This window comes from Stutzerimonas decontaminans, assembly GCF_000661915.1.
In the GTDB taxonomy this organism is placed as follows: Bacteria; Pseudomonadota; Gammaproteobacteria; order Pseudomonadales; family Pseudomonadaceae; genus Stutzerimonas; species Stutzerimonas decontaminans.
Genome location: NZ_CP007509.1, coordinates 986,777 through 1,010,855 on the forward strand (window position 1 = coordinate 986,777; position 24,079 = coordinate 1,010,855).

The 24,079-nt window shown below is 61.8% G+C and carries 26 protein-coding genes; 15 read left to right on the forward strand and 11 right to left on the reverse strand.

Annotation, left to right across the window (positions count from 1 at the left end; all coding sequences use genetic code 11):
* Positions 1-73: 73 nt before the first annotated feature.
* From UIB01_RS04510 to tldD, 5 genes are all read left to right on the forward strand, one after another.
* Positions 74-664, forward strand: coding sequence for a Maf family protein (locus tag UIB01_RS04510; RefSeq protein WP_038657273.1), 591 nt, complete (start codon positions 74-76; stop codon positions 662-664).
* A gap of 85 nt (positions 665-749) precedes the next feature.
* The gene (gene rng / locus UIB01_RS04515) at positions 750-2,207 is read left to right on the forward strand and encodes a ribonuclease G (RefSeq protein WP_038657275.1); all 1,458 of its coding nucleotides are present in this window, start codon (positions 750-752) and stop codon (positions 2,205-2,207) included.
* Between the two features lie 49 nt (positions 2,208-2,256).
* Entirely contained in the window at positions 2,257-6,060 is a 3,804-nt protein-coding gene (locus tag UIB01_RS04520) for a YhdP family protein (protein ID WP_038657277.1), read from the forward strand.
* A 40-nt stretch (positions 6,061-6,100) separates the two neighbouring features.
* Positions 6,101-6,946 carry a carbon-nitrogen hydrolase family protein gene (locus tag UIB01_RS04525; RefSeq protein WP_038657279.1) on the forward strand — a complete coding sequence of 282 codons (846 nt, stop codon included), beginning with the start codon at positions 6,101-6,103 and terminating at the stop codon, positions 6,944-6,946.
* A 2-nt stretch (positions 6,947-6,948) separates the two neighbouring features.
* A complete protein-coding gene (gene tldD, locus UIB01_RS04530; protein WP_038657281.1) occupies positions 6,949-8,391 on the forward strand; it encodes a metalloprotease TldD in 1,443 nt (480 codons plus the stop codon).
* A 75-nt stretch (positions 8,392-8,466) separates the two neighbouring features.
* Here the strand turns inward: tldD and yjgA are convergent, their stop codons facing one another.
* Entirely contained in the window at positions 8,467-8,988 is a 522-nt protein-coding gene (gene yjgA / locus UIB01_RS04535) for a ribosome biogenesis factor YjgA (protein WP_038657283.1), read from the reverse strand.
* Between the two features lie 112 nt (positions 8,989-9,100).
* On the opposite strand from yjgA, the gene pmbA reads away from it, so the two are divergent.
* On the forward strand, positions 9,101-10,447 hold the full coding sequence (gene pmbA, locus UIB01_RS04540) for a metalloprotease PmbA (protein ID WP_038657285.1): 1,347 nt from the start codon (positions 9,101-9,103) through the stop codon (positions 10,445-10,447).
* Positions 10,448-10,488: 41 nt separating this feature from the next.
* On the opposite strand, the gene UIB01_RS04545 is transcribed toward pmbA, so the two are convergent.
* From UIB01_RS04545 to UIB01_RS04590, 10 genes are all read right to left on the reverse strand, one after another.
* Positions 10,489-10,761, reverse strand: a complete 273-nt coding sequence (locus UIB01_RS04545) for an HPr family phosphocarrier protein (RefSeq protein WP_038657287.1) — start codon at positions 10,759-10,761, stop codon at positions 10,489-10,491.
* A 13-nt stretch (positions 10,762-10,774) separates the two neighbouring features.
* Complete coding sequence (gene rapZ, locus UIB01_RS04550) at positions 10,775-11,632, reverse strand: RNase adapter RapZ (protein WP_038657289.1); 858 nt, start codon at positions 11,630-11,632, stop codon at positions 10,775-10,777.
* Between the two features lie 15 nt (positions 11,633-11,647).
* Positions 11,648-12,112, reverse strand: a complete 465-nt coding sequence (gene ptsN / locus UIB01_RS04555; RefSeq protein ID WP_038657291.1) for a PTS IIA-like nitrogen regulatory protein PtsN — start codon at positions 12,110-12,112, stop codon at positions 11,648-11,650.
* Positions 12,113-12,119: 7 nt separating this feature from the next.
* Positions 12,120-12,428, reverse strand: a complete 309-nt coding sequence (gene hpf, locus UIB01_RS04560; protein WP_003302844.1) for a ribosome hibernation-promoting factor, HPF/YfiA family — start codon at positions 12,426-12,428, stop codon at positions 12,120-12,122.
* Positions 12,429-12,503: 75 nt separating this feature from the next.
* A complete protein-coding gene (locus tag UIB01_RS04565) occupies positions 12,504-14,012 on the reverse strand; it encodes an RNA polymerase factor sigma-54 (RefSeq protein WP_038657293.1) in 1,509 nt (502 codons plus the stop codon).
* A gap of 145 nt (positions 14,013-14,157) precedes the next feature.
* Positions 14,158-14,883 (reverse strand): LPS export ABC transporter ATP-binding protein, encoded by a 726-nt coding sequence (gene lptB, locus UIB01_RS04570; RefSeq protein ID WP_015278034.1) that lies wholly within the window; start codon positions 14,881-14,883, stop codon positions 14,158-14,160.
* Positions 14,883-15,428 carry a lipopolysaccharide transport periplasmic protein LptA gene (gene lptA / locus UIB01_RS04575; protein WP_038657295.1) on the reverse strand — a complete coding sequence of 182 codons (546 nt, stop codon included), beginning with the start codon at positions 15,426-15,428 and terminating at the stop codon, positions 14,883-14,885. Before lptA ends, lptB begins: the two co-directional genes overlap by 1 nt.
* A complete protein-coding gene (gene lptC / locus UIB01_RS04580) occupies positions 15,415-15,987 on the reverse strand; it encodes an LPS export ABC transporter periplasmic protein LptC (protein ID WP_038657297.1) in 573 nt (190 codons plus the stop codon). Before lptC ends, lptA begins: the two co-directional genes overlap by 14 nt.
* Positions 15,988-15,995: 8 nt before the next feature.
* The gene (locus tag UIB01_RS04585; protein ID WP_038657299.1) at positions 15,996-16,520 is read right to left on the reverse strand and encodes a KdsC family phosphatase; all 525 of its coding nucleotides are present in this window, start codon (positions 16,518-16,520) and stop codon (positions 15,996-15,998) included.
* On the reverse strand, positions 16,520-17,494 hold the full coding sequence (locus UIB01_RS04590; RefSeq protein WP_038657301.1) for a KpsF/GutQ family sugar-phosphate isomerase: 975 nt from the start codon (positions 17,492-17,494) through the stop codon (positions 16,520-16,522). Before UIB01_RS04590 ends, UIB01_RS04585 begins: the two co-directional genes overlap by 1 nt.
* Before the next feature lie 283 nt (positions 17,495-17,777).
* Here UIB01_RS04590 and UIB01_RS04595 point away from each other — a divergent pair, with 283 nt between their 5' ends.
* The 9 genes from UIB01_RS04595 to hisG all read left to right on the forward strand — a co-directional run bounded on the left by UIB01_RS04595 (position 17,778) and on the right by hisG (position 23,832).
* Positions 17,778-18,593, forward strand: coding sequence for an ATP-binding cassette domain-containing protein (locus UIB01_RS04595; RefSeq protein WP_038657303.1), 816 nt, complete (start codon positions 17,778-17,780; stop codon positions 18,591-18,593).
* Positions 18,586-19,383 carry a lipid asymmetry maintenance ABC transporter permease subunit MlaE gene (gene mlaE / locus UIB01_RS04600; RefSeq protein WP_038657305.1) on the forward strand — a complete coding sequence of 266 codons (798 nt, stop codon included), beginning with the start codon at positions 18,586-18,588 and terminating at the stop codon, positions 19,381-19,383. Before UIB01_RS04595 ends, mlaE begins: the two co-directional genes overlap by 8 nt.
* Entirely contained in the window at positions 19,383-19,841 is a 459-nt protein-coding gene (mlaD, locus tag UIB01_RS04605) for an outer membrane lipid asymmetry maintenance protein MlaD (protein WP_015278027.1), read from the forward strand. Before mlaE ends, mlaD begins: the two co-directional genes overlap by 1 nt.
* 11 nt (positions 19,842-19,852) lie before the next feature.
* The gene (locus tag UIB01_RS04610; RefSeq protein ID WP_038657307.1) at positions 19,853-20,500 is read left to right on the forward strand and encodes an MlaC/ttg2D family ABC transporter substrate-binding protein; all 648 of its coding nucleotides are present in this window, start codon (positions 19,853-19,855) and stop codon (positions 20,498-20,500) included.
* Positions 20,493-20,807 (forward strand): STAS domain-containing protein, encoded by a 315-nt coding sequence (locus UIB01_RS04615; RefSeq protein WP_038657309.1) that lies wholly within the window; start codon positions 20,493-20,495, stop codon positions 20,805-20,807. The genes UIB01_RS04610 and UIB01_RS04615 overlap by 8 nt, the downstream gene beginning before the upstream one ends.
* 13 nt (positions 20,808-20,820) lie before the next feature.
* A complete protein-coding gene (locus UIB01_RS04620) occupies positions 20,821-21,312 on the forward strand; it encodes a phosphate-starvation-inducible protein PsiE (RefSeq protein WP_038657311.1) in 492 nt (163 codons plus the stop codon).
* 99 nt (positions 21,313-21,411) lie between these two features.
* Complete coding sequence (locus UIB01_RS04625; RefSeq protein ID WP_038657313.1) at positions 21,412-21,651, forward strand: BolA family protein; 240 nt, start codon at positions 21,412-21,414, stop codon at positions 21,649-21,651.
* 104 nt (positions 21,652-21,755) lie between these two features.
* Positions 21,756-23,021: a UDP-N-acetylglucosamine 1-carboxyvinyltransferase gene (gene murA / locus UIB01_RS04630; protein WP_038657315.1), complete on the forward strand. Its 1,266-nt coding sequence runs from the start codon at positions 21,756-21,758 to the stop codon at positions 23,019-23,021.
* Between the two features lie 178 nt (positions 23,022-23,199).
* Entirely contained in the window at positions 23,200-23,832 is a 633-nt protein-coding gene (gene hisG, locus UIB01_RS04635) for an ATP phosphoribosyltransferase (protein WP_038657317.1), read from the forward strand.
* The last annotated feature ends 247 nt before the right edge of the window (positions 23,833-24,079 follow it).

A 24,079-nucleotide genomic window follows, 5' to 3' on the forward strand; every position in this document is an offset into this window, starting at 1 on the left:
CGCCGGTCCTCCGCGCCTTCCTCGACGGACCCCGGATATGCGACGCTGTCGCTTTATCGTTTGAGGATCTGCCATGGGCGCTCTGTTTCTTGCCTCGGCATCACCCCGCCGCCGCGAATTGCTCGCGCAGATCGGCGTGCCGTTTTCCCTCATCAGCGTGTCGGTCGATGAAACGCCTTCGCCGACCGAGTCACCCGAGGCGTATGTCGAGCGAGTGGCGCGCGACAAGGCGCTCGCCGGCCTGGCCAGTCTGGGTGATCGCGACGGCTGCGTGCTGGGCGCCGACACCAGCGTGGTGCTCGATCAGCATCTTCTCGGCAAGCCTGTCGATCGCGCCGACGGGCTCGCCATGCTGGCGGCCTTGTCCGGGCGTACGCATCGCGTCATGACGGCGGTGGCATTGGCCAGCCGCACGGCCTGCGAGGTCCGCGTGGTCATCAGTGAAGTCAGCTTTCGTACTATCGAGCAAGCCGAAGCCGAACGTTATTGGGACAGCGGCGAGCCTGCGGACAAGGCGGGTGGTTATGCCATCCAGGGCTGGGGTGCGGTGTTCGTCAGTCAATTACACGGCAGCTATTCGGCGGTGGTCGGCCTGCCATTGTGCGAAACGGCGCAGCTGATCGACGGCTTCGGGCTTCCGCGTTGGACCAAAGGCTCAAGTTAGAGCCTGTGGCTTCGGCACGCATGCCGGTTAGAATCGACTCAACCACCAGCTAGCGCTGCACATCAAGCCACCGCCGAGAACAACAATGAGCGAAGAAATCCTGATGAACATCACCCCCATGGAGTCGCGGGTGGCGGTGGTGGAGAACGGTGTCCTGCAGGAGGTGCATGTCGAGCGAACCCAGCGCCGCGGCATCGTCGGCAACATCTACAAAGGCAAGGTGGTGCGCGTCCTGCCGGGTATGCAGGCGGCGTTCGTCGACATAGGGCTGGATCGCGCCGCGTTCATCCATGCTTCCGAGATTTCCGCCCGCGAAGGCAATGCGGTCGAGCCGATCAACGCACTGGTCCACGAAGGCCAGAGTCTGGTGGTACAGGTCACCAAGGACCCGATCGGTACCAAGGGCGCGCGCCTGACCACGCAGCTGTCGATCCCGTCGCGCTACCTGGTGTACATGCCGCGCACCAGCCATGTTGGGATTTCCCTGCGTATCGAGGATGAAGCCGAGCGCGAGCGACTCAAGCAGATCGTGGCCGAGTGCGTCGAGGCAGAGGGCATCCAGGAAGCCGGTGGGTTCATCCTGCGTACCGCGGCAGAAGGGGCTGGCAGCGACGAGATCCTCATGGATATCCGCTATCTGCGCCGCTTGTGGGAGCAGATCGCCAGTCAGATCAAGACCGTCGAAGTGCCCACGGTGATCTATGAAGACCTCTCCCTGGCCATGCGCACCCTGCGTGATCTAGTCAATCCGCGGATCGAGAAGATCCGTATCGATTCGCGGGAGAATTTCCAGAAGGTCACCCAGTTCGTCGGCGAGCTGATGCCTGAACTGGGCGACCGCCTCGAGCACTATCCGGGCGAGCGGCCGATCTTCGATCTCTACGGCGTCGAGGACGAGATCCAGAAGGCGCTGGAGCGCAAGGTGATGCTCAAGTCCGGCGGTTACCTGATCATCGATCCGGCCGAGGCGATGACCACAATCGACGTCAATACGGGGGCCTTCGTCGGCCATCGCACGCTGGAAGAAACCATCTTCAAGACCAATCTCGAGTCGGCCACGGCGATCGCCCGCCAGCTCAGGCTGCGCAATCTCGGCGGCATCATCATCATCGACTTCATCGACATGGAGGACGAGGAGCACCGACGTCAGGTTCTGCGCACGCTGGAGAAGCAGCTCGAGCGCGACCACGCCAAGACGAACATCATCGGCATCACCGAGCTTGGCCTGGTGCAGATGACCCGCAAGCGCACCCGCGAGAGCCTCGAACAGGTGCTTTGCGAGCCATGCATGTGCTGCCAGGGACGCGGCAAGCTGAAGACGCCGGAAACCGTGTGCTACGAAATCTTCCGGGAGATTCTGCGCGAAGCCCGAGCGTACCAGGCCGAGGGTTACCGGGTGCTCGCCAACCAGAAGGTAATTGATCGCCTGCTGGATGAGGAGTCGGGCAACGTGGCGGATCTCGAGGCGTTCATCGGTCGCTCGATCAAGTTCCAAGTGGAAAGCATGTACTCCCAGGAACAGTACGACGTGGTGTTGCTCTGAACAAAGGTAAACCAGGCCGCCAGGGCCGGGATGACTGGAGCGCATCCATATGAGCCGCCTTGCCGCTTTTCTCGTGACTCTGTCGCGCCAGCTGTTCTGGATAGCGGCGTTCGGGCTCATTCTGGCTGCGCTGTACGTCAGCCTCGGCCGACAACTGGTTCCCCTGGTCGCGGAGTACCGGGACGAGGTGCAGGAAAAAGCGCAGGCGGCGCTGAACATGCCGGTAACCCTGGGCAGGCTCGAAGGCCGCTGGGAGGGCTTCGCTCCCAAGCTGCTCGCACATGATGTGCTGCTCGGTGAGGGTGACGGCGCCATGCGCCTGGACCGTGTCGCTATCGTCCCCGACCTCGCTGCCAGCCTCTGGGCCCGGGCATTGCGCCTCGGTACGTTGGAATTCAGTGGGGTGCATCTCTCCGTGGCCGAAGATGCAGAGGGCAAATGGCGAGTGGAGGGGCTGCCGGAGCGCTCCGAGCAGCCGCCGCCCGATCCGCAGAAGCTTATCGAGGCGTTGCAGCAGGTGCGACGGCTCGCCGTCCTCGACAGTCAGATCACCCTTGAGCCCTTTGGCGAATCGCCGCTGACCCTGAGCTATACCGATTTGGGCCTGCGCGTCGACGGCGAGCGGCTTAGACTCGATGCCCGCAGCGTTCTGCCGGACGGGCAGCCCCTGGCCATGCGCGTTCAGGGACGCGTGCAGGCGCAGCGTTGGCAACAGGCCGAAGCGCAGCTTTACCTGAGCCTACCGCAAAGCGATTGGGCCGCATGGCTGCCACGACGCCTGACTGCCGACTGGAACCTGCATTCGGTGCAGGCAGGCGGCGAGCTGTGGGCGCACTGGAGCAAGCAACAGCTGGAGCGTGCCGTGCTGCGTTTGAATGCGGCGCAGCTGAACGCGTCGTTTGCCGATCGTGCGCCCGTGCAGCTTGAGGACCTGGCCGTCGAGGCTTACGTCGATCACGCCGAAAAGGGCTATCGGTTGCTGCTCGACCGACTGGCCTTCGATCTGCAAGGCGAGCGTTGGGGCGACGCGCGAATCCTTCTGCAGCAGAACCAGGGCGAACAGCGCTGGCGGCTGCAGGCCGATCGTCTCGGCGTCGCGCCGATCGCCATGCTCGTTGGCGGGCTGGCGCCGCTACCGCCGGCCGCCACCGAGACGCTCTCGACGCTGCAGCCCAGCGGAACGGTGCGCAATCTTCGCCTCGATTACCACCCTGACACGGATTCGCCACAGCGGCTGCGGTTCGCCGCCAATCTGGATCGGATCAACTTCTCGGCGCAGAACTGGATTCCGGCGGTTGGCAACGCAAGCGGCAGCATTCAGGGCGATCTTGCCGGTGGCGAGCTGCGCCTGGACAGTGACGACTTCAGCTTGCACCTCGCATCGTTGTACCCCGAGCCCTGGCACTATCGGCACGGTGCCGGTCGCCTGACTTGGACGCTGGACGATCGGGCGTTCACCTTGGCCGCACCCTATCTGCGCGTCGATGGCGAAGAAGGCAAGATCGCTGGGGATTTCCTCATCCGTCTGATGCGAGATCCGGAGGCGGAAGACTACATGGATCTGCGCGTCGGCCTCAGCGACGGCGACGCCGGCTATACCGAGAAGTATCTGCCCACCAAGTCGCCGGCGCTGAGCCGTGCGCTGGTCGGCTGGCTCAAGGAGGCCATACGTGGTGGCACCGTCGAGCAGGGGTATTTCCAGTATCAGGGGTCGTTGAGCAAGAGCGCTTCCGACAGCGCCCGCAGCCTGAGCCTGTATTTCAAGGTGCGTGACGCCGAGCTGGCCTTCCAGCCAGGCTGGCCTGTGCTGCAACAGGGGCGCGGAGAGGTCTTGATTGAGGATAGCGGCGTGCGGGTGCGGCTCGCCGAAGGCAGGATTCTCGACAGTCGCGTGTATGACGCGACTGCCGATATTCCCCACGCGGGCAGTGGAAAGGTGCCGCTGCTGGCGATCAAGGGAAAGGTGGCCAGCAGTCTGCCTGATGCGTTGAAACTGCTACAGGATGCACCAATCGGCACCGGAGAGGTTTTCGCGGGGTGGCAGGGGCAAGGGCTGCTCGATGGTGCACTCGATCTGCAGATCCCGCTGGGCAAGGGCACACCGCGGGTCATCGTGGATTTCTCCAGCAGCGATGCAACACTGCGGATCGCCGAGCCTGCGCTCGGCTTCGAGCAGCTGCGCGGCGACTTCCGTTACGACACCGCAAGCGGATTCAGCGCGGGGGATATCCAGGCTCGCCTTTTCGGTCGTCCGGTCAGAGGTAAGGCGGTGGCGACGGGGACGGCGGGCAAGCCGGCTTCGCGTATCGAGGGGCGCGGCAGTATAGAGCTCAAGCGCCTGCTCGACTGGCTCGAGGTCGGGCAGCCGCTGCCAGCCAGCGGTGAGCTGCCTTACCAGCTGCGGCTGGATCTGGCCGGTGAGAACAGCCAGCTTCAAATTGATTCTTCGCTGCAGGGGTTACGCATCGAGCTGCCGGCACCATTCGGCAAAACCGCTGGCGAACGCCGAGATACCTCGCTGCGCATGTCCCTGCAGGGGCGGGAGCGGCGCTACGGTGTGCAATATGGCCAGCTCGCCGCGCTCGCGTTCGCTGCGCCACCAGGCGCCTGGGCACAAGGGCGTGGAGAGCTGCGTCTGGGCACCGGCGCGGCCAACCTGCCGTCGCGCGCGGGGCTTTATGTGAGAGGCCGTTTGGCTGAACTCGATTGGAAGGCCTGGCAGGCAATACTCGAAAGGCACGGCAAGGGTGATCCGCAGCAGGCGACGAGCTCACTACTGCGGCAGGTGCAGCTCGATATCAATCGTTTCGACGGCTTCGGCACGCGTATCGACAACCTCAGCATTGACCTGCAGCGCCTGGGCAATGCCTGGGCTCTGGGTTTGCGCAGCGCGCTTATCGGCGGTTCGATCCGCGTCCCGGATGCCGAGAATGGCGTCATCGTTGCAGATCTGCAACATCTTCGCCTGCCAGCCTCGGCGCCCCCTGGCGAAGCGGCCGGTACACGTCCCGATCCGCTGGCTGATGTGGATCCAAAAAGCCTGCCGGCGATGGATGTTGCGATCAAACAGGTTTCAATGGGCGATGACCCGCTCGGCGCCTGGGCGTTGAAGTTGCGCCCAGTCAGCGGTGGGGTCGAATTTCGCGACATTGCCCTCGATATGAAGGGTCTGAAGATTGGTGGCGCCGGCGGGTGGAGTGGTGCGCGGACTTGGTACAAAGGCCGTCTCGAAGGCCGTAACCTGGCTGATGTGCTACTGGCCTGGGGTTTTGCGCCATCGGTTACCAGTGAAAGCTTTCGCCTGGACGTGGACGGCCAATGGCCGGGCTCGCCCGCCTGGTTCGCCATGGCGCGCTATACCGGCAGCATGCAACCGCGGCTGCGTAAGGGGCAGTTTGTCGAGATCGATGGTAGCGCCCAAGCCCTGCGCGTGTTCGGTGTGCTGAACTTCAACTCGATAGGGCGCCGTCTGCGTCTGGATTTCTCCGATCTGTTCAGCAAGGGGCTCAGCTACGATCGCCTGGACGGAAACCTGCAGGCCCGCTCTGGTGTGTTCACTACCCGCGAGCCAATCACCGTCAGCGGCCCGTCGAGCAATCTGGAGCTCGATGGCAAGCTGGACATGGCACGCGACGAGATCGACGCCAAGCTGCTGGTCACCCTGCCGATCAGCAACAACCTGCCTCTAGCGGCGCTAATTGTCGGTGCCCCGGCGATTGGTGGCGCATTGTTCGTGGCGGACAAGCTACTGGGTGATCGTGTCGCGCGCTTCGCCAGCGTGCAATACGACGTCAAGGGCCCGTGGCAATCGCCGAAAATCAGCTTCGACAAACCATTTGAGAAGCCCAACTGATCGGTAACCACGGGCTTCGTCTATCAGCATCGGGGAAGTCATGTCCTTAGCCGTGATACAGATGGCCAGCCAAGCCGACATCGCGCTCAATCTGGCCCGCGCTCGGCAGTTGTTGGAGCAGGCTGCACAGGCCGGCGCGCGCTTAGCGGTGCTGCCGGAGAACTTCGCTGCGATGGGGCACAAGGCCCCGCATCAAATTGGGCGCGCCGAAGCGATGGGCGAGGGGCCGATCCTGCCGTGGTTGAAAGAGGCGGCACGCGACCTCAGGTTATGGATTGTGGCCGGCACCCTGCCGTTACCGCTCGACGACGACCCGCAGGGCAAGCCCAACGCTTGCTCGCTGCTGTTCGATGATCAGGGGCAGCGGGTAGCGCGCTACGACAAGCTGCATCTGTTCGACGCGGAGGTAGCCGACAGCCGCGGCCATTATCGTGAGTCCGATGACTACGCGCCCGGTCAGCGGCTGGTTGTCATGGACACACCGGTTGGCCGATTGGGCATGAGCGTGTGTTACGACCTGCGCTTCGCCGAGCTGTATACGGCGTTGCGCGCGGCCGGTGCCGAGCTGATCAGCGTACCCTCGGCGTTCACCACTGTGACGGGCGAGGCGCATTGGGCGACGTTGATTCGCGCCCGCGCCATCGAGACGCAGTGTTATATCCTGGCTGCCGCACAGGGTGGCGAGCATCCTGGCGGTCGCCTCACCCATGGGCATTCGTCTATCGTGGACCCATGGGGGCGTCTGCTATGCGAGCAGGCGACTGGTGATGCAGCCTTGGTGGCCGAGCGGGATGCGTCCGAGCAGGCTGCCATCCGCCAGCGCATGCCGCTGCAGCGCCACCGTCGATTTTCCGTACCGTGCTTGGTCACGGACCGTTTGGAGTGAATATGAGTGAACTGCTGTTACCCGTCACCGAGCGCCTGCTAACCCCCGGCGGGCTGGGTATCGACGACCTGCCGAGCCTGCTCGGTGAACTCGCCGGGCCCGGCGTGGACGCGGCGGACCTGTATTTTCAGGATCAGGTTTCCGAGTCCTGGGTATTGGAGGATGGCATCGTCAAGGAAGGCGGCTTCCATCTGGAGCAGGGCGTCGGTGTGCGCGCACTGTCCGGCGAGAAGACCGGCTTCGCCTACAGCAATGCCATCACCGCCGATGCGCTGCGCCAGGCCGCTCAGGCTGCGCGCTCGATTGCGCGAAGCGGGCAGCAGGGCCAGGTCAAGGTTCTGTCCAAGGCTACCTTCGCTCCTTTATACAGCCACGACAATCCGCTCGATGGGTTGAGTCGCGCCGAGAAGGTCGAGTTGCTCAAGCGCATCGATGTCGCGACCCGTGCGCTGGACCCACGCATCAAGCAGGTCACGGTGAGCCTGGCGGGCGTCTGGGAGCATATCCTGGTGGCTGGTATGGACGGAGGCATGGCGACCGATATCCGGCCGCTGGTGCGCTTCAACGTCAGCGTGATCGTCGAACAGAACGGGCGTCGTGAGCGTGGCGGGCAGGGCGGTGGCGGCCGCACCGGCTATCAGTACTTCCTGACCGAGGACCGCGCCATGGGTTATGCCCGCGAGGCGTTGCGTCAGGCGCTGGTCAATCTCGAAGCGGTGCCGGCGCCAGCGGGCTCGTTGCCGGTGGTACTCGGCCCAGGCTGGTCCGGTGTGCTGTTGCACGAGGCCGTCGGGCATGGTCTGGAGGGTGATTTCAACCGCAAGGGCAGTTCGGCCTATAGCGGCCGGATTGGCGAGCAGGTCGCGTCCAGGCTCTGCACTATCGTCGACGACGGTACCCTGACGGACCGCCGCGGTTCGCTCAGTGTCGATGATGAAGGCACACCGACGCAGTGCACCACGCTGATCGAGAACGGCATCCTCAAGGGCTACATCCAGGACAAGCTCAATGCGCGCCTGATGGGCGTGGCGCCGACCGGTAACGGTCGCCGCGAGTCCTACGCGCACCTGCCGATGCCGCGCATGACCAATACCTACATGCTGGCTGGCGAGAGCGATCCCCAGGAAATCATTCGTTCGGTGAAGAAGGGTATCTACTGCGCGAGCCTCGGCGGCGGTCAGGTCGACATCACCAGCGGCAAGTTCGTCTTCTCCACCAGCGAGGCGTACCTGATCGAGGACGGCAAGATCACCGCGCCGGTGAAAGGCGCCACCCTGATCGGTAACGGCCCGGAGGTGATGAATCGGGTGTCGATGGTCGGCAACGATCTGGCGCTGGACAGCGGCGTCGGCACTTGTGGCAAGGACGGGCAGTCGGTGCCAGTCGGTGTCGGCCAGCCGACGCTGAAGATCGACGAGATCACGGTAGGTGGGACAGGTGCTTGAGGGGCCGGTTGATCTCGAGCTGCAAACCCAAGGCCGTATCGGCCTCGGCTTGCAGCTCCCGGTTCGGCTCTGCCGTTAGCGCAGCCCGCGCTTGGTTTCGTCGAGGTCGCGGATGTACTTGAAGATCTTGCGGCTGGCGGCTGGCGGTTTGTTGCGTGCCGCCTCGTGCTGGGCATGACGGATCAGCCCGCGCAGATGCTGACGATCGGTTTCGGGATATTCGACAACGAAGGCTTCCAGGGTGGCGTCATCCCCACCGATCAGGTGGTCGCGCCAGCGCTCCAGCGCATGGAAGCGTTCGTTGTACTGGCGAGTCGAGGCGTCGAGTTGATCGACCAGCGCCAGGATGGCATCGACATCCTGATCACGCATCAGCTTGCCGATGTACTGGATGTGCCGTTTGCGAGCGATGTGCGCCTTGTGTTTCGGTGCGTCGGCCAAGGCCTTCTGCAGCGCGTCGCTCAGCGGCAGCCGGGCGATGAGATCGGGCTTAAGGGTGGTCAGGCGCTCGCCGAGTTCCTGCAGGGCAAGCAGCTCGCGCTTGACCTGAGATTTGCTTTTTTCGTCGAAATCTTCGGCGTCGGAGTGTTCAGACATGGGGATGGTCCACTAGGAAATGCCGCCATGATAACAGCAGCCCTGGCAGCAGGCTTCAGAGGAGCGGCACCAGGTTGCAACTTGATTCGATTGCGGTCGTTTGGGAGTGCTTATGAGTGAAGTAGAGGGCATCGGCCCGCACGCGCTACCGGGTTTGCGCGAGAAGGTCGAGCGCATCATCGAGGAAGCGCGTCGGCAAGGCGCCAGCGCCAGTGAGGTTTCGGTCTCGATGGAGCAGGGGCTATCCACCACGGTACGCCAGGGGGAGGTCGAGACCGTCGAGTTCAACCGCGACCAGGGCTTCGGCATCACGCTTTATGTCGGTCAGAGCAAGGGTTCTGCCAGCACTACCGGTAGTGGCGATGAAGCCATCCGGGAAACCGTGGCTGCCGCATTGGCGATTGCCAAGCATGCGTCCGAGGATGAGTTTGCTGGCCTGGCCGATGCGACGCTGATGGCGCGCGAGCTGCCGGATCTGGATCTCTATCATCCCTGGAGCATCACGCCCGAGCAGGCGATCGAGCAGGCCTTGAGTTGTGAAGGCGCAGCGTTTGCGGTCGACCAGCGTATTCGCAATGCGGATGGCACCAGCCTCAACACCCATCAGGGCTGCCGCGCCTATGGCAACAGCAATGGCTTTATCGGTGGTTATTGCAGCAGCCGGCACAGCCTGAGTTGCGTGATGATCGCTGAAAGCGAAGGCCAGATGCAGCGCGACTACTTCTACGACGTCAACCGTATCGGTGAGGCGCTGCTGGACCCGCAAACGATTGGCCGGCGCGCCGCCGAGCGCGCCGTGCGGCGCCTGGGCGCGCGGCCGGTACCGACCTGCGAAGTGCCGGTGCTGTTTGCTCCTGAGCTGGCTACTGGTCTTTTCGGCCATTTCATCGCGGCGATATCCGGCGGCAACCTGTATCGCAAGGCATCCTATCTCGAGGATGCACTAGGAAAGACGCTGTTCCCCGAATGGTTGAGCCTCGATGAGCGTCCGCATATTCCGCGCGCGCTTGGCAGTGCCAGCTACGATGGTGATGGTCTGGCGACCTATGCCAAGCCCTTCGTGGAGAATGGCCGTCTGCTGTCCTATGTGCTCTCGACCTATTCCGGGCGCAAGCTGGGCCTGCCGAGTACGGCCAACGCCGGAGGCGTGCATAACCTGTTCGTCAGTCACGGTGACGAGGATCAGGCGGCGCTCATCCGCCGCATGGGGCGTGGTCTGTTGGTGACTGAACTGATGGGCCAGGGACTGAACCTGGTCACCGGCGATTATTCGCGTGGTGCTGGTGGCTACTGGGTCGAGAATGGCGAGATCCAGTTCCCGGTGCAGGAGGTGACCATCGCAGGCAACCTGCGCGACATGTTCCGTCAGATCGTCGCGGTGGGCTGCGATGTGGAAACGCGCGGTAATGTCCGAACCGGCTCAGTGCTGATCGAGCGGATGATGGTTGCTGGCAAGTGAGGTAGGCGCGGTGCGCGGCGATTAAGGTCCGCGCCCGGTCTTTACTCGCCCTCTTCGAAGTAGTCGTCGATCAGCTCGATCAGGGCATTCAGGGCATCGTCTTCCTGCTCACCTTCAGTGAGCAGATGCACCGAGGTGCCCTGGCTTGCCGCAAGCATCATGACGGCCATGATGCTCTTTCCGTCAACCAGTGTTTCCGGGCACCGGCCCACGCGGATCGTGCAGGGGAAGCGGTTGGCTACGGCGACGAACTTGGCCGCAGCACGAGCATGCAGGCCGAGTTTGTTGATGATGGTTACTTCGCGGGCGGGCATTGGGCAGGTATTCCTAAGCGAGGTCCCGATGACGGACCTGCAGGTTCTTCAGCGGTTCTCTGAGGGCCTGGCCCAAGCGTTCGGCCAGGTAGACCGAGCGGTGATGCCCGCCGGTGCAGCCAATGGCGATGGTAACGTAGGCTCGGTTGCTGGCGGCAAACCGCGGCAACCATTTGCTCAGATAGGCGTGGATGTCCTGAAACATTTCCTCCACATCGGCCTGAGCAGCGAGGTAGTCCACCACGGGTTGGTCGAGTCCAGAGAAGTCGCGTAATTCGGCTTTCCAGTACGGGTTGGGCAGGCAGCGCACGTCGAAGACCAGATCGGCGTCGACGGGCATGCCTCGCTTGAACCCGAACGACTCGATCAGAAAAGCTGTGCCCGGCTCCGGTTTGTTGAGCAGGCGCAGCTTGAGCACGTCACGCAGTTGGTAGAGGTTCAGGTGCGTGGTATCGATCTTCAGATCGGCGTGATCGATGATCGCAGCCAGCAGCAGCTCCTCATCGTGGATCGCTTCGGCCAACGAGCGGGTTTCGTTGGTCAGTGGGTGACGGCGCCGGGTTTCCGAGAAGCGCTTGAGCAGGGTTTCGTCATCGGCGTCCAGATAGAGCACATCGCAGAGGATGTGCCGGGCGCGGACTTCTTCGAGCAGTTCCGGAAAGCGCTTGAGCTGGCTGGGCAGGTTGCGCGCATCGATCGATACGGCGACCTGCGGATGCAGTAGCTCGGTATGCAACAGGGCGCGCTCGGCAAGTTCCGGCAGCAGCCCGGCAGGCAGGTTGTCGATGCAGTAGAAACCGTTGTCTTCGAGCACATTCAGCGCGGTACTTTTACCCGAGCCTGAGCGCCCACTTACGATGATCAGCCGCATCGATTGCCCATTTCGTCAGGCCCCGTTCTGCACGTCGACTACGACCTGATAGAGGCTTTGGTTGGTTGGCGCTTCACGCAAGCGTTGGCGCACATCTTCGCGGTCGAGCATGCTGGCGATCTGGCGCAACAGCTCAAGATGTTCGTCGGTAGCTGCTTCCGGTACCAGCAGAACGAAGAGCAGGTCCACCGGAGCCCCGTCGATGGCATCGAAATCGACAGGCGTCTCCAGGCGCAGGACGGCACTCAGCGGAGCGTTACAACCGACCATACGGCAATGCGGAATAGCGATTCCGTTGCCGAAGCCGGTGGAGCCCAGCTTCTCCCGGGCGATCAGGTTTTCGAAGATGGTCTGGGAATCGAGATCGATAAGGTCTTGGGCGATCACCTTGGCGATCTGCTCCAGAACGCGTTTCTTGCTACCACCCGGGACGTTCACCAGGGAACGTCCGGGGGTAAGGATGTTTTCGAGTCGGATCATAGTGGAGTCAGCGGGTGACAGCGCCCTGAGTGTGGTCGAGCTGCTTCTCCTTGTGCTTGATCAGCTGGCGATCGAGCTTGTCGACCAGCAGGTCGACGGCAGCGTACATGTCTTCATGATCGGCAATGGCCACTACTTCACGGCCGGCGACGTGCAGGGTTGCCTCGGCTTTCTGCTTGAGCTTCTCGACCTGCAGAATCACCTGAACACTGATGATGCGGTCAAAGTGGCGAGCAAGCCGGTCGAATTTCTCCTCGATGTAGTCACGCAGGGCGTCGGTTACTTCCAGATGAACACCGCTGATGTTGACTTGCATACTGCTATCTCCTTTGCCTTGTGCGAAAAGCAGGCTGATTGGGCCTGCCGCCGGGACAGTTCGACCAGGGGCCGATCACAGCAAACGTTTGCGCTCGCTGGACGGTGCGATACCGAGCGACTCACGGTATTTCGCAACTGTACGGCGGGCCACCTGGATGCCCTGCGCTTCCAGTAAACCAGCGATCTTGCTGTCGCTCAACGGCTTTTTCTGGTTTTCCGCGGCGACCAGCTTCTTGATGATCGCGCGGATTGCGGTGGACGAGCATTCGCCGCCTTCAGCCGTGCTGACGTGGCTGGAGAAGAAGTATTTGAGTTCGTAGATGCCCCGCGGCGTGTGCATGTATTTCTGCGTCGTTACACGAGAAATGGTCGATTCATGCATCCCCACCGCTTCTGCAATGTCGTGCAGTACCAGTGGTTTCATCGCTTCGTCGCCATGCTCCAGGAAGGCCCGCTGGTGCTCGACGATCTGGGTGGCCACCTTCATCAGTGTTTCGTTGCGGCTGAGCAGGCTCTTGATGAACCAGCGGGCCTCCTGCAACTGGTTGCGCATGAAGGTGTTGTCGGCGCTGGAATCGGCGCGTTTGACGAAGCCGGCGTACTGCGCGTTGACCCGCAGGCGTGGCATGGCTTCCTGGTTCAGTTCGACCAGCCAGCGATCGTTGTGCTTGCGCACGATCACGTCGGGCACCACGTACTCCGGTTCGCTTGCCTCGATCTGCGAGCCTGGGCGTGGGTTCAGGCTCTGGATCAGTTCGATGACCTGGCGCAGGTCGTCTTCCTTGATCTTCATCCGTCGCATCAGCAGGCTGTAGTCGCGGCTGCCAAGCACGTCCAGGTAATCGCTGACCAGGCGCTGGGCTTCGCTCAGCCAAGGCGTCTGCTCAGGTAGCTGGCGCAGTTGCAGTAGCAGGCATTCGCGCAAGTCGCGGGCGCCTATGCCGGCCGGTTCGAACTGCTGGATGCGACGCAGGACGACCTCAACCTCGTCGAGTTCGATTTCCAGCTCCGGGTCGAACGAGTCGACGATTTCCTGCAGGGATTCTTCGAGATAGCCCTGATCGTTTATGCAGTCGATCAGCGTGGTCGCGATCAGTCGGTCGGTGTCGCTCATGGGCGCTAGGTTGAGTTGCCACAGCAGGTGGCTCTGCAAGCTGATGCCGCTCGACGTACGGCTGGTGAAGTCCCACTCGTCGTCATCGTTGCTGGGCAGGCTGCTGGCGCTGGTCTGGTAGATGTCTTCCCAGGCCGTGTCGACCGGCAGCTCGCTGGGGATGCGCTCACCCCAATCGCCGTCCTCGGCGCTCTCACCGCTATGCGAGGGCTCCTCGTAGGTGCTTTCCTGGCTGCTGCTCTTCTCCATGCCGGTATCGCCCGGCCGATCGACAGCCTCGGCCATTGGATCGGAGCTGTCGAAGTCGTCGCCGTCTTCTTCACGCTCGAGCATGGGATTGGAGTCCAGCGCCTCCTGGATCTCCTGTTGCAGATCGAGGGTGGATAGCTGGAGGAGCCGTATGGCCTGTTGCAGCTGCGGTGTCATCGTCAGCTGCTGGCCCATCTTCAGGACTAGCGATGGTTTCATGGCAGAGGACTTCGAACCTTTTATGCCGGCGCAACCGCGCCCATTCCGACATGCCGCGCGCCAGGCGCCGGCGAAAGCAAATTATATGCCTGCCGGCGAAGCCTTTGCCTAGAGCCGATTTGCCGAGCCGAGCAAAAAAACCGTCTTAGAGACGGAATTCGTGGCCCAGATAGACTTCCTTGACCAGCTGATTACTGAGGATGGTCTGTGCGTCGCCTTCGGCGATCAGTTGTCCGTCATTGACGATGTAGGCTGTTTCGCAGATATCCAGCGTTTCACGGACATTGTGGTCGGTGATCAGCACGCCGATGCCCTTGGCCTTGAGGTGATGGATGATCTGCTTGATATCGCCGACGGAGATCGGGTCAACTCCGGCGAATGGCTCGTCGAGCAAGATGAACTTCGGCGCGGTGGCCAGCGCTCGGGCGATCTCCACCCGGCGACGTTCGCCGCCAGACAGGCTCATGCCGAGGCTGTCGCGGATATGGTTGATGTGAAACTCCTGCAGCAGGCCTTCTAGAGCCTGCTGGCGGCCGCTGCGGTCCAGATCCTTGCGCGTCTCGAGAATCGCCATGATGTTGTCGGCGACCGACAGCTTGCGAAAGATCGACGCTTCCTGTGGCAGGTAGCCGATGCCGGCGCGGGCGCGCCCATGCATTGGCAGGTGCGTGACGTCGTTCTGATCGATCAGCACGCGGCCCTGATCGGCGTTTACCAGGCCAACGATCATATAGAAACAGGTGGTCTTACCGGCGCCGTTCGGGCCGAGCAGGCCGACAATTTGCCCGCTCTCGATGGACAGGCTGACGTCGCGCACGACCTGACGACTCTTGTAGCTCTTGGCCAAATGCTGGGCTTTGAGGACGGCCATTACTCGGGCTGCTCCGCGGCCTGGTCGCGTTTGCGTGGCTGGATCACCATGTCGACGCGCGGCCGCGGTGTGGTGACGTCGGCATTGGTGGCGCGGCCAGCGTTGACGATCTGGCGGCGGGTGTCATAGACGATCTTCTCGCCTTCGAAGGTGTTGCCTTCCTGAACCACCTTGGCCTGGTCGATCAGCACGATGCGCTCGTTGGCTGCAAAGTACTGGATGGTCAGGCCATAGGCCTTGACGATTTCCTTGTCCACTGCAGGTTTCTGCTCGTAATACGCTGGCTTGCCGATAGAGGTAAATACTTCGACATCGCCGCTGCTGTTCTGGGTGATGGTCACTGTGTCGCCGGTAATCTTCATCGTGCCCTGGGTGATGACCACGTCGCCACGATATACCGCTACACCCTGTCGGTCGTCGAGTTCGGCGGAGTCGGCCTGCACGCGGATTGGCTGTTCACGATCCTCGGGAAGCGCCCAGGCGCTGGCGCTGAGCCAGAATGCGCTCAAACCGAGCAGGAGGGGGAGAGTCTTAACGCAGCTCATGCTGGCCTCTTACGTTGGACAGCAGGAGCATCCTGCCGTCATCCAGATACGCTTTCATGCCGGTTGCGGTGGTCACGCCGTTGGCGGCCTCGATTCTAACGGCTTGGTTGGTCTCGGCATAATCCTTGTCCGGCCACACCGTCAGGCGGCTGGTGGTAAGGATCGTCGGGCGGCCTTTGGCATCGGTGCGCTCGACCCGAACCTTGTCGATCAGCAAGACCTCATCGCCCTCGGCCGATACTTCGCCGCGCTCGCTTCGCACGTGCCAGGGCAGCTCGGTGCCGCGATAGGACATCAGGTCGGGCTTGGTCAGCAGGCTGATATCGCTGGCCTTGATGTGCTCGAGCTTGTCTGCCGTCAGTTCGTAGTTGCGCTTGCCGTCTGGTTGATACTGCACCGTGCGCGAATTGATTACATAGAAATCGATGTCAGGCGTTTCGCCGCTGGAGACGGGCGGCTCCTGCATGAAGCTTTCCGGGCGGATGTTCCAGTAGCCGACCGCCACCAGCAGAGCGGCGATCAGCGTCAGCAGGACAGCGAAGCGCATTTTGCGAAGCATGCAGCCCCCTACAGATATGCGTTTTGCGCGGCGGCCAGGGTGCCCTGTGCGCGCATGATCAGTTCGCAGAACTCGCGCGCCGCGCCTTCGCCACCACGGGCCTGCGTTACGCCATGGGCATGTTCACGCACAAAGATGTCGGCGCTGGCCACGGCCATGCCGAGGCCTACGCGGCGTATAACCGGCAGGTCGGGCAGATCATCACCGAGATAGGCCACCTCAGAGTAGCTCAGGCCAAGCTCGGCCAATAGCTCGTCGAGCACGACCAGCTTGTCCTCGCGCCCTTGATAGAGGTGCTGGATGCCAAGGTTCTGCGCTCGACGCTCTACCACGGGGGTCTTGCGTCCGCTGATGATCGCGGTGCGCACGCCCGAATTGATCAGCATCTTGATGCCGTGCCCGTCCAGCGTGTTGAACGTCTTGAACTCGCTACCATCGGTGAGGAAATACAGGCGGCCGTCGGTCAGGACGCCATCCACATCGAAAATCGCCAGGCGGATGTCGCGGGCGCGTTGCAGCAGGTGCTCGTGCATTACATCACCCCCGCGCGCAGCAGGTCGTGCATGTTCAGAGCGCCGACCGGCAGCTCCTTATCGTCGATCACGACCAGAGAGCTGATCTTGTGGTCTTCCATGATCTTCAGCGCCTCGGCTGCGAGCATTTCGGCATTAGCGGTCTTGCCGTGCACGGTCATGACCTCATCGATGCTGGTCTGGCGCACATCCACACCCTTGTCGAGCGCGCGGCGCAGGTCGCCATCGGTGAAGATTCCGGCCAGTCTGCCGTCCGTTTCGACGATCACGGTCATGCCCAGGCCTTTCTGCGTCATTTCCAGCAGAGCGTCGCGTAGCGAGGTGCCGCGCGGCACTTTGGGCAGGCGCTCGCCGGTGTGCATCACGTGCTCGACTTTCAGTAGCAGGCGGCGGCCCAGCGCTCCGCCGGGGTGGGAGAAGGCGAAGTCTTCGGCCGTGAAGCCACGCGCCTCCAGCAGGGCGATAGCCAGTGCATCGCCGAGCACCAGGCTGGCAGTGGTGGAGGAGGTCGGCGCGAGATTCAGCGGGCAAGCTTCGATGCTGACGCTGGCATCGAGGTTTACCGCGGCGGCTTTGGCCAGTACGGAGCCCGGGTTGCCGGTCATGCTAATCAGGGTGATGCCGAGTCGCTTGATCAGCGGCAGCAGGGTAACGATCTCGCTGGTGGTGCCGGAGTTGGACAGGGCCAGCACGACGTCATCCTGGGTGATCATGCCCATGTCGCCATGGCTGGCCTCGGCTGGGTGCACGAAAAAAGCAGCAGTGCCAGTGCTGGCCAGCGTGGCGGCGATCTTGCGACCGATGTGGCCGGACTTGCCCATGCCAACCACGACGACGCGCCCCTTGCACGCCAGAATCAGTTCGCAGGCTTCTACGAAACTCGCATTGATCCGGGCGTTAAGTTGCTCAACTGCCTCGATTTCCAGGCGAATGGTGCGTTGCGCGGTTTCGATCAATTGGCTGCTCTGGCTCATGGCTGGCGAGGTCGTCCGATTAAAAGGCGGCGATTATAGCGAGAAACGCTGGGCGGCTGATGGAAAATGTCGGTCGGGCGACATACCGATGCAGATGACCCAATTGATCAGCGTTGGCTGAACATTGGCTGAACAGGCGTGTCGCTAGTCATCTGCTGAAACGCTCATCGGTTGGGCGGCCATAGGGGCGGTGCTATAGTGCGCGCCCGAAAACGGTCAGGCAGAAAGTATCCCGGCGTCATCGGGAGCCGTCTGTTTCGCAGACTGCATGCAAGGAGACCAGATGAGCGCCAGCAACGACTACGCGGTCGAGCTGAAGGGAGTGACCTTCAAGCGCGGCGAGCGCAGTATCTTCAACAATGTCGACATCGCGATCCCGCGAGGGAAGGTCACGGCCATCATGGGGCCGTCCGGGTGCGGCAAGACGACTCTGCTGCGGCTGATCGCTGCTCAGCTGATGCCTTCGCAAGGCGAGGTATGGGTGGCCGGTAACAATCTGCCAAGTCTCTCGCGCAGCGAGTTGTTCGATATGCGCAAGCAGATGGGTGTGCTGTTCCAGAGCGGAGCGCTGTTTACCGATCTAGATGTGTTCGAGAACGTCGCTTTTCCGCTGCGGGTGCACACCAAGCTGCCTGACGAAATGATCCGCGACATTGTGCTGATGAAGCTGCAGGCGGTGGGGCTGCGCGGTGCCATCGAGCTGATGCCCGACGAGTTGTCCGGTGGCATGAAGCGGCGTGTCGCGCTGGCGCGGGCGATCGCGCTCGACCCGCAGATCCTGATGTACGACGAGCCCTTCGCCGGCCAGGATCCGATCGCCATGGGTGTACTGGTTCGTCTTATTCGTCTGCTCAACGATGCGCTGGGTATCACCAGTATCGTGGTTTCCCACGACTTGGCCGAAACCGCCTCCATCGCCGACTACATCTATGTAGTCGGCGACTCCGAGGTGCTCGGGCAAGGCACTCCGGCCGATTTGATGGAATCAGATAATCCGCGCATTCGGCAATTCATGAAGGGTTCGGCTGATGGGCCGGTGCCGTTCCATTTTCCCGCGCCGGCCTACGCCGACGATCTGCTGGGAGGCACCGATGCGTAAGCGTTCCTTGTTGGATCGGGTTGTGCTGTTGGGGCGTGCCGGTCTGGATGTGCTGGCGGCGCTCGGGCGCTCGACCATATTTCTAATGCATGCCCTGTTTGGTCGCAGCGGCCTGCGCAACGGCTTCTCGCTGCTGGTCAAACAGCTGTATTCGGTCGGCGTGCTTTCGCTGGCGATCGTCGTTGTATCCGGCATTTTTATCGGCATGGTGCTGGCGCTGCAGGGCTACAACATCCTCAGTAGTTACGGTTCGGAGCAGGCGGTCGGGCAGATGGTTGCGCTGACGTTGCTTCGAGAGCTCGGGCCGGTGGTGACCGCGTTGCTGTTTGCGGGGCGTGCCGGCTCGGCCCTGGCGGCCGAGATTGGCAACATGAAATCGACCGAGCAGCTTTCGAGTCTGGAGATGATTGGTGTCGATCCACTGAAGTACATCATCGCGCCGCGTCTATGGGCGGGCTTCATATCGCTGCCGCTGCTGACACTGATCTTCAATGTGGTCGGCATCTGGGGTGGGGCGATGGTCGCGGTGGACTGGCTTGGCGTCTACGAAGGCTCGTTCTGGGCCAACATGCAGAACAGTGTCGACTTCCATTCGGATGTGCTCAACGGCGTGATCAAGAGCGTGGTGTTTGCGCTGGTGGTCACCTGGATCGCCGTATTCCAGGGCTATGACTGCGAGCCGACCTCCGAAGGGATTAGCCGTGCCACCACCCGGACCGTGGTGTATGCCTCGCTGGCAGTGCTCGGCCTCGATTTTATTTTGACCGCGTTGATGTTTGGAGATTTCTGATGCGTATCCGCACACTGGAAATGGGTGTCGGGCTGTTCCTGCTTGCCGGCCTGCTGGCCCTGCTGCTGCTGTCGCTGCGCGTTAGCGGGCTGAGCGTTGGCAGCGCCGACACTTACAAGCTGTATGCCTACTTCGACAATATTGCCGGTTTAACGGTCCGATCCAAGGTGACCATGGCTGGCGTGACCATCGGCAAGGTCACCGCGATCGATCTGGATCGCGACAGCTATACCGGCCGGGTGACGCTGGAAATCCAGCAGGATGTGAACATCCTGCCGGCTGATTCCACTGCCTCGATCCTGACTGCCGGGCTGCTGGGTGAGAAATACGTCGGTATCAGTGTGGGCGGTGATGACGAGTTGCTGAAGGATGGCGACACCATCCAGGACACGCAATCCTCGCTGGTGCTGGAGGATCTGATCGGCAAGTTCCTGCTCAACTCGGTAAACAGAGACTGAAGGATATGCACATGATGACTGCTTTGCGTCGCGGCCTGCTGATTCTGCTGGCCATAATGCCCATGTACTCCCAGGCGGCGCTGACGGCGCACCAGGTGATCCAGAAAACTACGGACGAATTGCTGGCCGACCTCAAGACCAATAAAGAGCAGTACCGCAGCAACCCGACGGCCTTCTACGATTCGCTTAACGAAATTCTCGGCCCGGTCGTGGATGCCGATGGCATCTCGCGCAGCATCATGACGGTCAAGTACTCGCGTAACGCCACTGCGGAGCAGATGAAGCGCTTCCAGGAAAACTTCAAGCGCAGCCTGATGCAGTTCTACGGCAACGCGCTGCTGGAATACAACAATCAGCAGATTCGCGTGCTGCCGCCGAGTGGCAAGCAGGATCCAAAGCGTACAAGTGTTGGCATGGAAGTCGTGGGCCGCCAAGGCGAGATCTATCCGGTGTCCTACACCATGGTTAACGATGGCGAGTGGCGTGTGCGTAACGTCATCATCAACGGCATCAATATCGGCAAGCTGTTCCGCGATCAGTTCGCCGACTCCATGCAGCGCAATGGCGGCGATCTCGACAAGACCATCGACGGCTGGGCCGAAGTGGTGGCGCGCGCCAAGGACACCGAGGCTGGACAGCAGGCTGTCGGGGATGAGTGACGCGCGTATCGAACAGGGGGCCGAAGGTGAGCTGCGCCTAATCGGCGTCTTGGATTATCGTAGCGGCCCGGCTCTGCGTGAGGCCGGTCGCGCGCTGATCAGTGGCAGTCGCGCGGCGCTGACGCTGGATTGCTCGGCGGTCGAGCGTTCCAGTAGCGTGGGCCTTTCGTTGCTTCTGGCATTTATGCGTGACGCCAAGGCAGCTGGGGTCGAGTTGCGCGTCAGCGCCTTGCCGGACGATATGCTGAAGATCGCCAGGGTGTCCGGGTTGCTGGATATCCTGCCGCTGGAATCATCCCGGGTTTGAAAGGAATCGATGTATGAAGCTGCGCTGGGCGGAAAGTCTGCGTGATAGCGTCCATGACCTGGCCGAATCGCTGGGGAATCTGCTGGTCGAGAGCTTCCATTATCTGGCGTTGTTCGCTATTGGCGCAGTGACCGCCTGGGCGGCGGTCATGGCATTCCTTGGCATGGTCGAGAAGGGCCATATCACGGTCGATGACATCCTGCTGCTGTTCATCTATCTCGAGCTCGGCGCGATGGTTGGGATCTATTTCAAGACCAACCATATGCCGGTGCGCTTCCTGATCTATGTTGCGATCACTGCGCTGACCCGTTTGCTGATTTCCGACATCTCCCATCATCACCGACCCGACATTGGGGTTGTCTATGTTTCCGGCGCGATCCTGCTGCTGGCGTTGGCGATTCTGGTGGTGCGCTTCGCATCTTCGCGTTTCCCGGCGGTGCAGAGCGATAGCAGCCCGTCGCGCCACCGCTCCAATCGGGATCAGGGCGCCGAGACGCTTGATTGAGACATCTCCGTCGGTTCGGCAAGGTTCGGGGTTCGCAGCCTCCGGGCTTTTTTGTATGATGACCGGCCCGTGCGCGTCCTGCGCCGATCGAGGTTGAACATGCAGGCCCAAGAAGTGAAGAATTTCCTGGAAGAGAAGATTCCAGGTGCCCAGGTAGAAGTGGAAGGTGAAGGCTGTAACTTTCAGCTCAACGTGATCAGTGATGAGCTGGCCGGTCTGAGCCCGGTGAAGCGCCAGCAGCAGATCTACGCTCACCTGAATCCTTGGATTGCCGATGGCAGCATTCATGCCGTCACCATGAAGTTCTTCAGTCGCGCAGACTGGGCCGGACGCGCCTGATCGCCGCCGGCCAGCGCCACCCATCATTCCAGGCAGAGCGCGTCTAATTTGACTGCGCCGCCCCCTTCGGCAGTGCTTCCAGCCTGCGGCTTACGGGACTATCCATGGACAAACTGATCATTACCGGCGGCATTCGCCTCGATGGCGAAATCCGCATCTCCGGGGCGAAGAACTCCGCTCTGCCGATTCTCGCCGCTACTCTGCTGGCCGACACGCCGGTCACGGTGTGCAACCTGCCGCACCTGCATGACATCACCACGATGATCGAGCTCTTCGGTCGTATGGGCGTGCAGCCGGTCATCGACGAGAAGCTGAGCGTCGAAGTGGACGCCAGCAGCATCAAGACGCTGGTTGCACCCTATGAATTGGTCAAGACCATGCGCGCCTCGATCCTGGTGCTCGGCCCGATGGTCGCGCGGTTCGGTGAAGCCGAAGTTGCCTTGCCCGGCGGTTGCGCGATTGGCTCGCGACCGGTCGACCTGCACATCCGTGGTCTCGAAGCCATGGGCGCGCACATCGACGTCGAAGGTGGCTACATCAAGGCCAAGGCGCCTGCCGGTGGTCTGCGTGGTGCGCACTTCTTCTTCGATACGGTCAGTGTGACCGGTACCGAGAACATCATGATGGCCGCCGCACTGGCCAATGGTCGCAGCGTGCTGGAAAACGCCGCGCGCGAGCCTGAGGTGGTCGATCTGGCCAACTTCCTCAACGCCATGGGTGCCAAGGTTTCCGGTGCCGGCACTGATACCATCACCATCGATGGCGTCAAACGCCTCGGCGGCGGGCGCTATAGCGTCATGCCCGACCGTATCGAGACCGGTACCTACCTAGTGGCAGCCGCCGCCACTGGCGGTCGGGTTCGCCTGAAAGATACCGACGCGACGCTGCTCGAAGCCGTGCTGCACAAGCTGGTCGAGGCCGGTGCGCATATTGACACCGGCAGCGATTGGATCGAGCTGGACATGAAGGGCAAGCGACCCAAGGCCGTGAATGTGCGCACCGCGCCATACCCGGCGTTTCCCACCGACATGCAGGCGCAGTTCATTGCGTTGAACGCCATTGCCGAAGGCACTGGCACGGTGATCGAGACCGTTTTCGAGAACCGCTTCATGCACGTTTACGAGATGAACCGCATGGGTGCGCAGATTCTGGTGGAGGGCAACACCGCCATCGTCACCGGCGTAGAGCGCCTCAAGGGCGCGCCGGTCATGGCGACCGACCTGCGCGCTTCGGCGAGCCTGGTCATTGCCGGCCTGGTGGCCGAAGGCGATACGCTGATCGATCGCATCTACCACATCGACCGTGGTTACGAGTGCATCGAAGAGAAGCTGCAGTTGCTGGGGGCGAAGATTCGCCGCGTTCCCGGCTGATAGCGATCTGCTGCGCGTCGGTCCTGCTGCGTTAAAAACAGGCTCGGAATGCTCATTTACAGCTAGTAAACTCCGCTTCCTCGCCTGTTTTTGCCTTGCATGACTCTAGCTCGCGAAATCGCAGTTGGTCATGTGGTCGCCCTCAAGGGTGGCCGTTGCCGTTCAAGGAAAACGCTCCATGCTCACCATCGCCCTGTCCAAAGGCCGCATCCTCGACGACACCCTACCGTTGCTCGCCGCGGCCGGTATCGTGCCCACCGAGAATCCGGACAAGAGCCGCAAGCTGATCATCCCGACTACCCAGGATGACGTTCGTCTGCTGATCGTTCGTGCTACTGATGTGCCTACCTATGTCGAGCATGGCGCAGCCGATCTTGGCGTCGCCGGCAAGGATGTGTTGATGGAATATGGCGGTCAGGGGCTGTACGAGCCGTTGGACCTGCGTATCGCCAAATGCAAGCTGATGACTGCCGGCAAGGTCGGTGCGCCAGAACCTAAGGGCCGCTTGCGCGTGGCGACCAAGTTCGTCAACGTCGCCAAGCGCTACTACGCCGAGCAGGGTCGGCAGGTCGACATCATCAAGCTGTACGGCTCCATGGAGCTGGCGCCGCTCGTAGGCCTGGCGGACAAGATCATCGACGTGGTCGACACCGGCAACACGCTGCGTGCCAACGGCCTGGAACCCCAGGAGCTGATAGCGCACATCAGTTCGCGGCTGGTGGTGAACAAGGCCTCGATGAAAATGCAGCATGCCCGCATCCAGGCGCTGATCGACATCCTGCACGCGGCTGTTCAGCAGCATCAGCATTGATGCATCTCGCGGTTGCCACCGCGCCTGCCTATCCGTGCCATAGCTGAAATTCTCAGGTGCCTACACGGTGGGCTTGATATTCTAGCGGCGCCTGAGAACCTGCCCGAAGGTGCTGCGCGCCGGCAGTGCGGCGTTAAGAACAGGCTCGGAATGCTCATTTACAGCTCGTAACTGCATTTCCTTGCCTGTTTTCTGCCTCGCATTGCTCTGGCTCGCGCGACTTTGAGCTTCCGATTCTTCGTAGTGC

Coding starts and splice junctions, on each gene's coding strand:
- UIB01_RS04510 (WP_038657273.1), top strand. CDS start 74: ATGGGCGCTCTGTTTCTTGCCTCGGCATCACCCCGCCGCCGCGAATTG.
- rng (WP_038657275.1), top strand. CDS start 750: ATGAGCGAAGAAATCCTGATGAACATCACCCCCATGGAGTCGCGGGTG.
- UIB01_RS04520 (WP_038657277.1), top strand. CDS start 2,257: ATGAGCCGCCTTGCCGCTTTTCTCGTGACTCTGTCGCGCCAGCTGTTC.
- UIB01_RS04525 (WP_038657279.1), top strand. CDS start 6,101: ATGTCCTTAGCCGTGATACAGATGGCCAGCCAAGCCGACATCGCGCTC.
- tldD (WP_038657281.1), top strand. CDS start 6,949: ATGAGTGAACTGCTGTTACCCGTCACCGAGCGCCTGCTAACCCCCGGC.
- yjgA (WP_038657283.1), bottom strand. CDS start 8,988: ATGTCTGAACACTCCGACGCCGAAGATTTCGACGAAAAAAGCAAATCT.
- pmbA (WP_038657285.1), top strand. CDS start 9,101: ATGAGTGAAGTAGAGGGCATCGGCCCGCACGCGCTACCGGGTTTGCGC.
- UIB01_RS04545 (WP_038657287.1), bottom strand. CDS start 10,761: ATGCCCGCCCGCGAAGTAACCATCATCAACAAACTCGGCCTGCATGCT.
- rapZ (WP_038657289.1), bottom strand. CDS start 11,632: ATGCGGCTGATCATCGTAAGTGGGCGCTCAGGCTCGGGTAAAAGTACC.
- ptsN (WP_038657291.1), bottom strand. CDS start 12,112: ATGATCCGACTCGAAAACATCCTTACCCCCGGACGTTCCCTGGTGAAC.
- hpf (WP_003302844.1), bottom strand. CDS start 12,428: ATGCAAGTCAACATCAGCGGTGTTCATCTGGAAGTAACCGACGCCCTG.
- UIB01_RS04565 (WP_038657293.1), bottom strand. CDS start 14,012: ATGAAACCATCGCTAGTCCTGAAGATGGGCCAGCAGCTGACGATGACA.
- lptB (WP_015278034.1), bottom strand. CDS start 14,883: ATGGCCGTCCTCAAAGCCCAGCATTTGGCCAAGAGCTACAAGAGTCGT.
- lptA (WP_038657295.1), bottom strand. CDS start 15,428: ATGAGCTGCGTTAAGACTCTCCCCCTCCTGCTCGGTTTGAGCGCATTC.
- lptC (WP_038657297.1), bottom strand. CDS start 15,987: ATGCTTCGCAAAATGCGCTTCGCTGTCCTGCTGACGCTGATCGCCGCT.
- UIB01_RS04585 (WP_038657299.1), bottom strand. CDS start 16,520: ATGCACGAGCACCTGCTGCAACGCGCCCGCGACATCCGCCTGGCGATT.
- UIB01_RS04590 (WP_038657301.1), bottom strand. CDS start 17,494: ATGAGCCAGAGCAGCCAATTGATCGAAACCGCGCAACGCACCATTCGC.
- UIB01_RS04595 (WP_038657303.1), top strand. CDS start 17,778: ATGAGCGCCAGCAACGACTACGCGGTCGAGCTGAAGGGAGTGACCTTC.
- mlaE (WP_038657305.1), top strand. CDS start 18,586: ATGCGTAAGCGTTCCTTGTTGGATCGGGTTGTGCTGTTGGGGCGTGCC.
- mlaD (WP_015278027.1), top strand. CDS start 19,383: ATGCGTATCCGCACACTGGAAATGGGTGTCGGGCTGTTCCTGCTTGCC.
- UIB01_RS04610 (WP_038657307.1), top strand. CDS start 19,853: ATGATGACTGCTTTGCGTCGCGGCCTGCTGATTCTGCTGGCCATAATG.
- UIB01_RS04615 (WP_038657309.1), top strand. CDS start 20,493: ATGAGTGACGCGCGTATCGAACAGGGGGCCGAAGGTGAGCTGCGCCTA.
- UIB01_RS04620 (WP_038657311.1), top strand. CDS start 20,821: ATGAAGCTGCGCTGGGCGGAAAGTCTGCGTGATAGCGTCCATGACCTG.
- UIB01_RS04625 (WP_038657313.1), top strand. CDS start 21,412: ATGCAGGCCCAAGAAGTGAAGAATTTCCTGGAAGAGAAGATTCCAGGT.
- murA (WP_038657315.1), top strand. CDS start 21,756: ATGGACAAACTGATCATTACCGGCGGCATTCGCCTCGATGGCGAAATC.
- hisG (WP_038657317.1), top strand. CDS start 23,200: ATGCTCACCATCGCCCTGTCCAAAGGCCGCATCCTCGACGACACCCTA.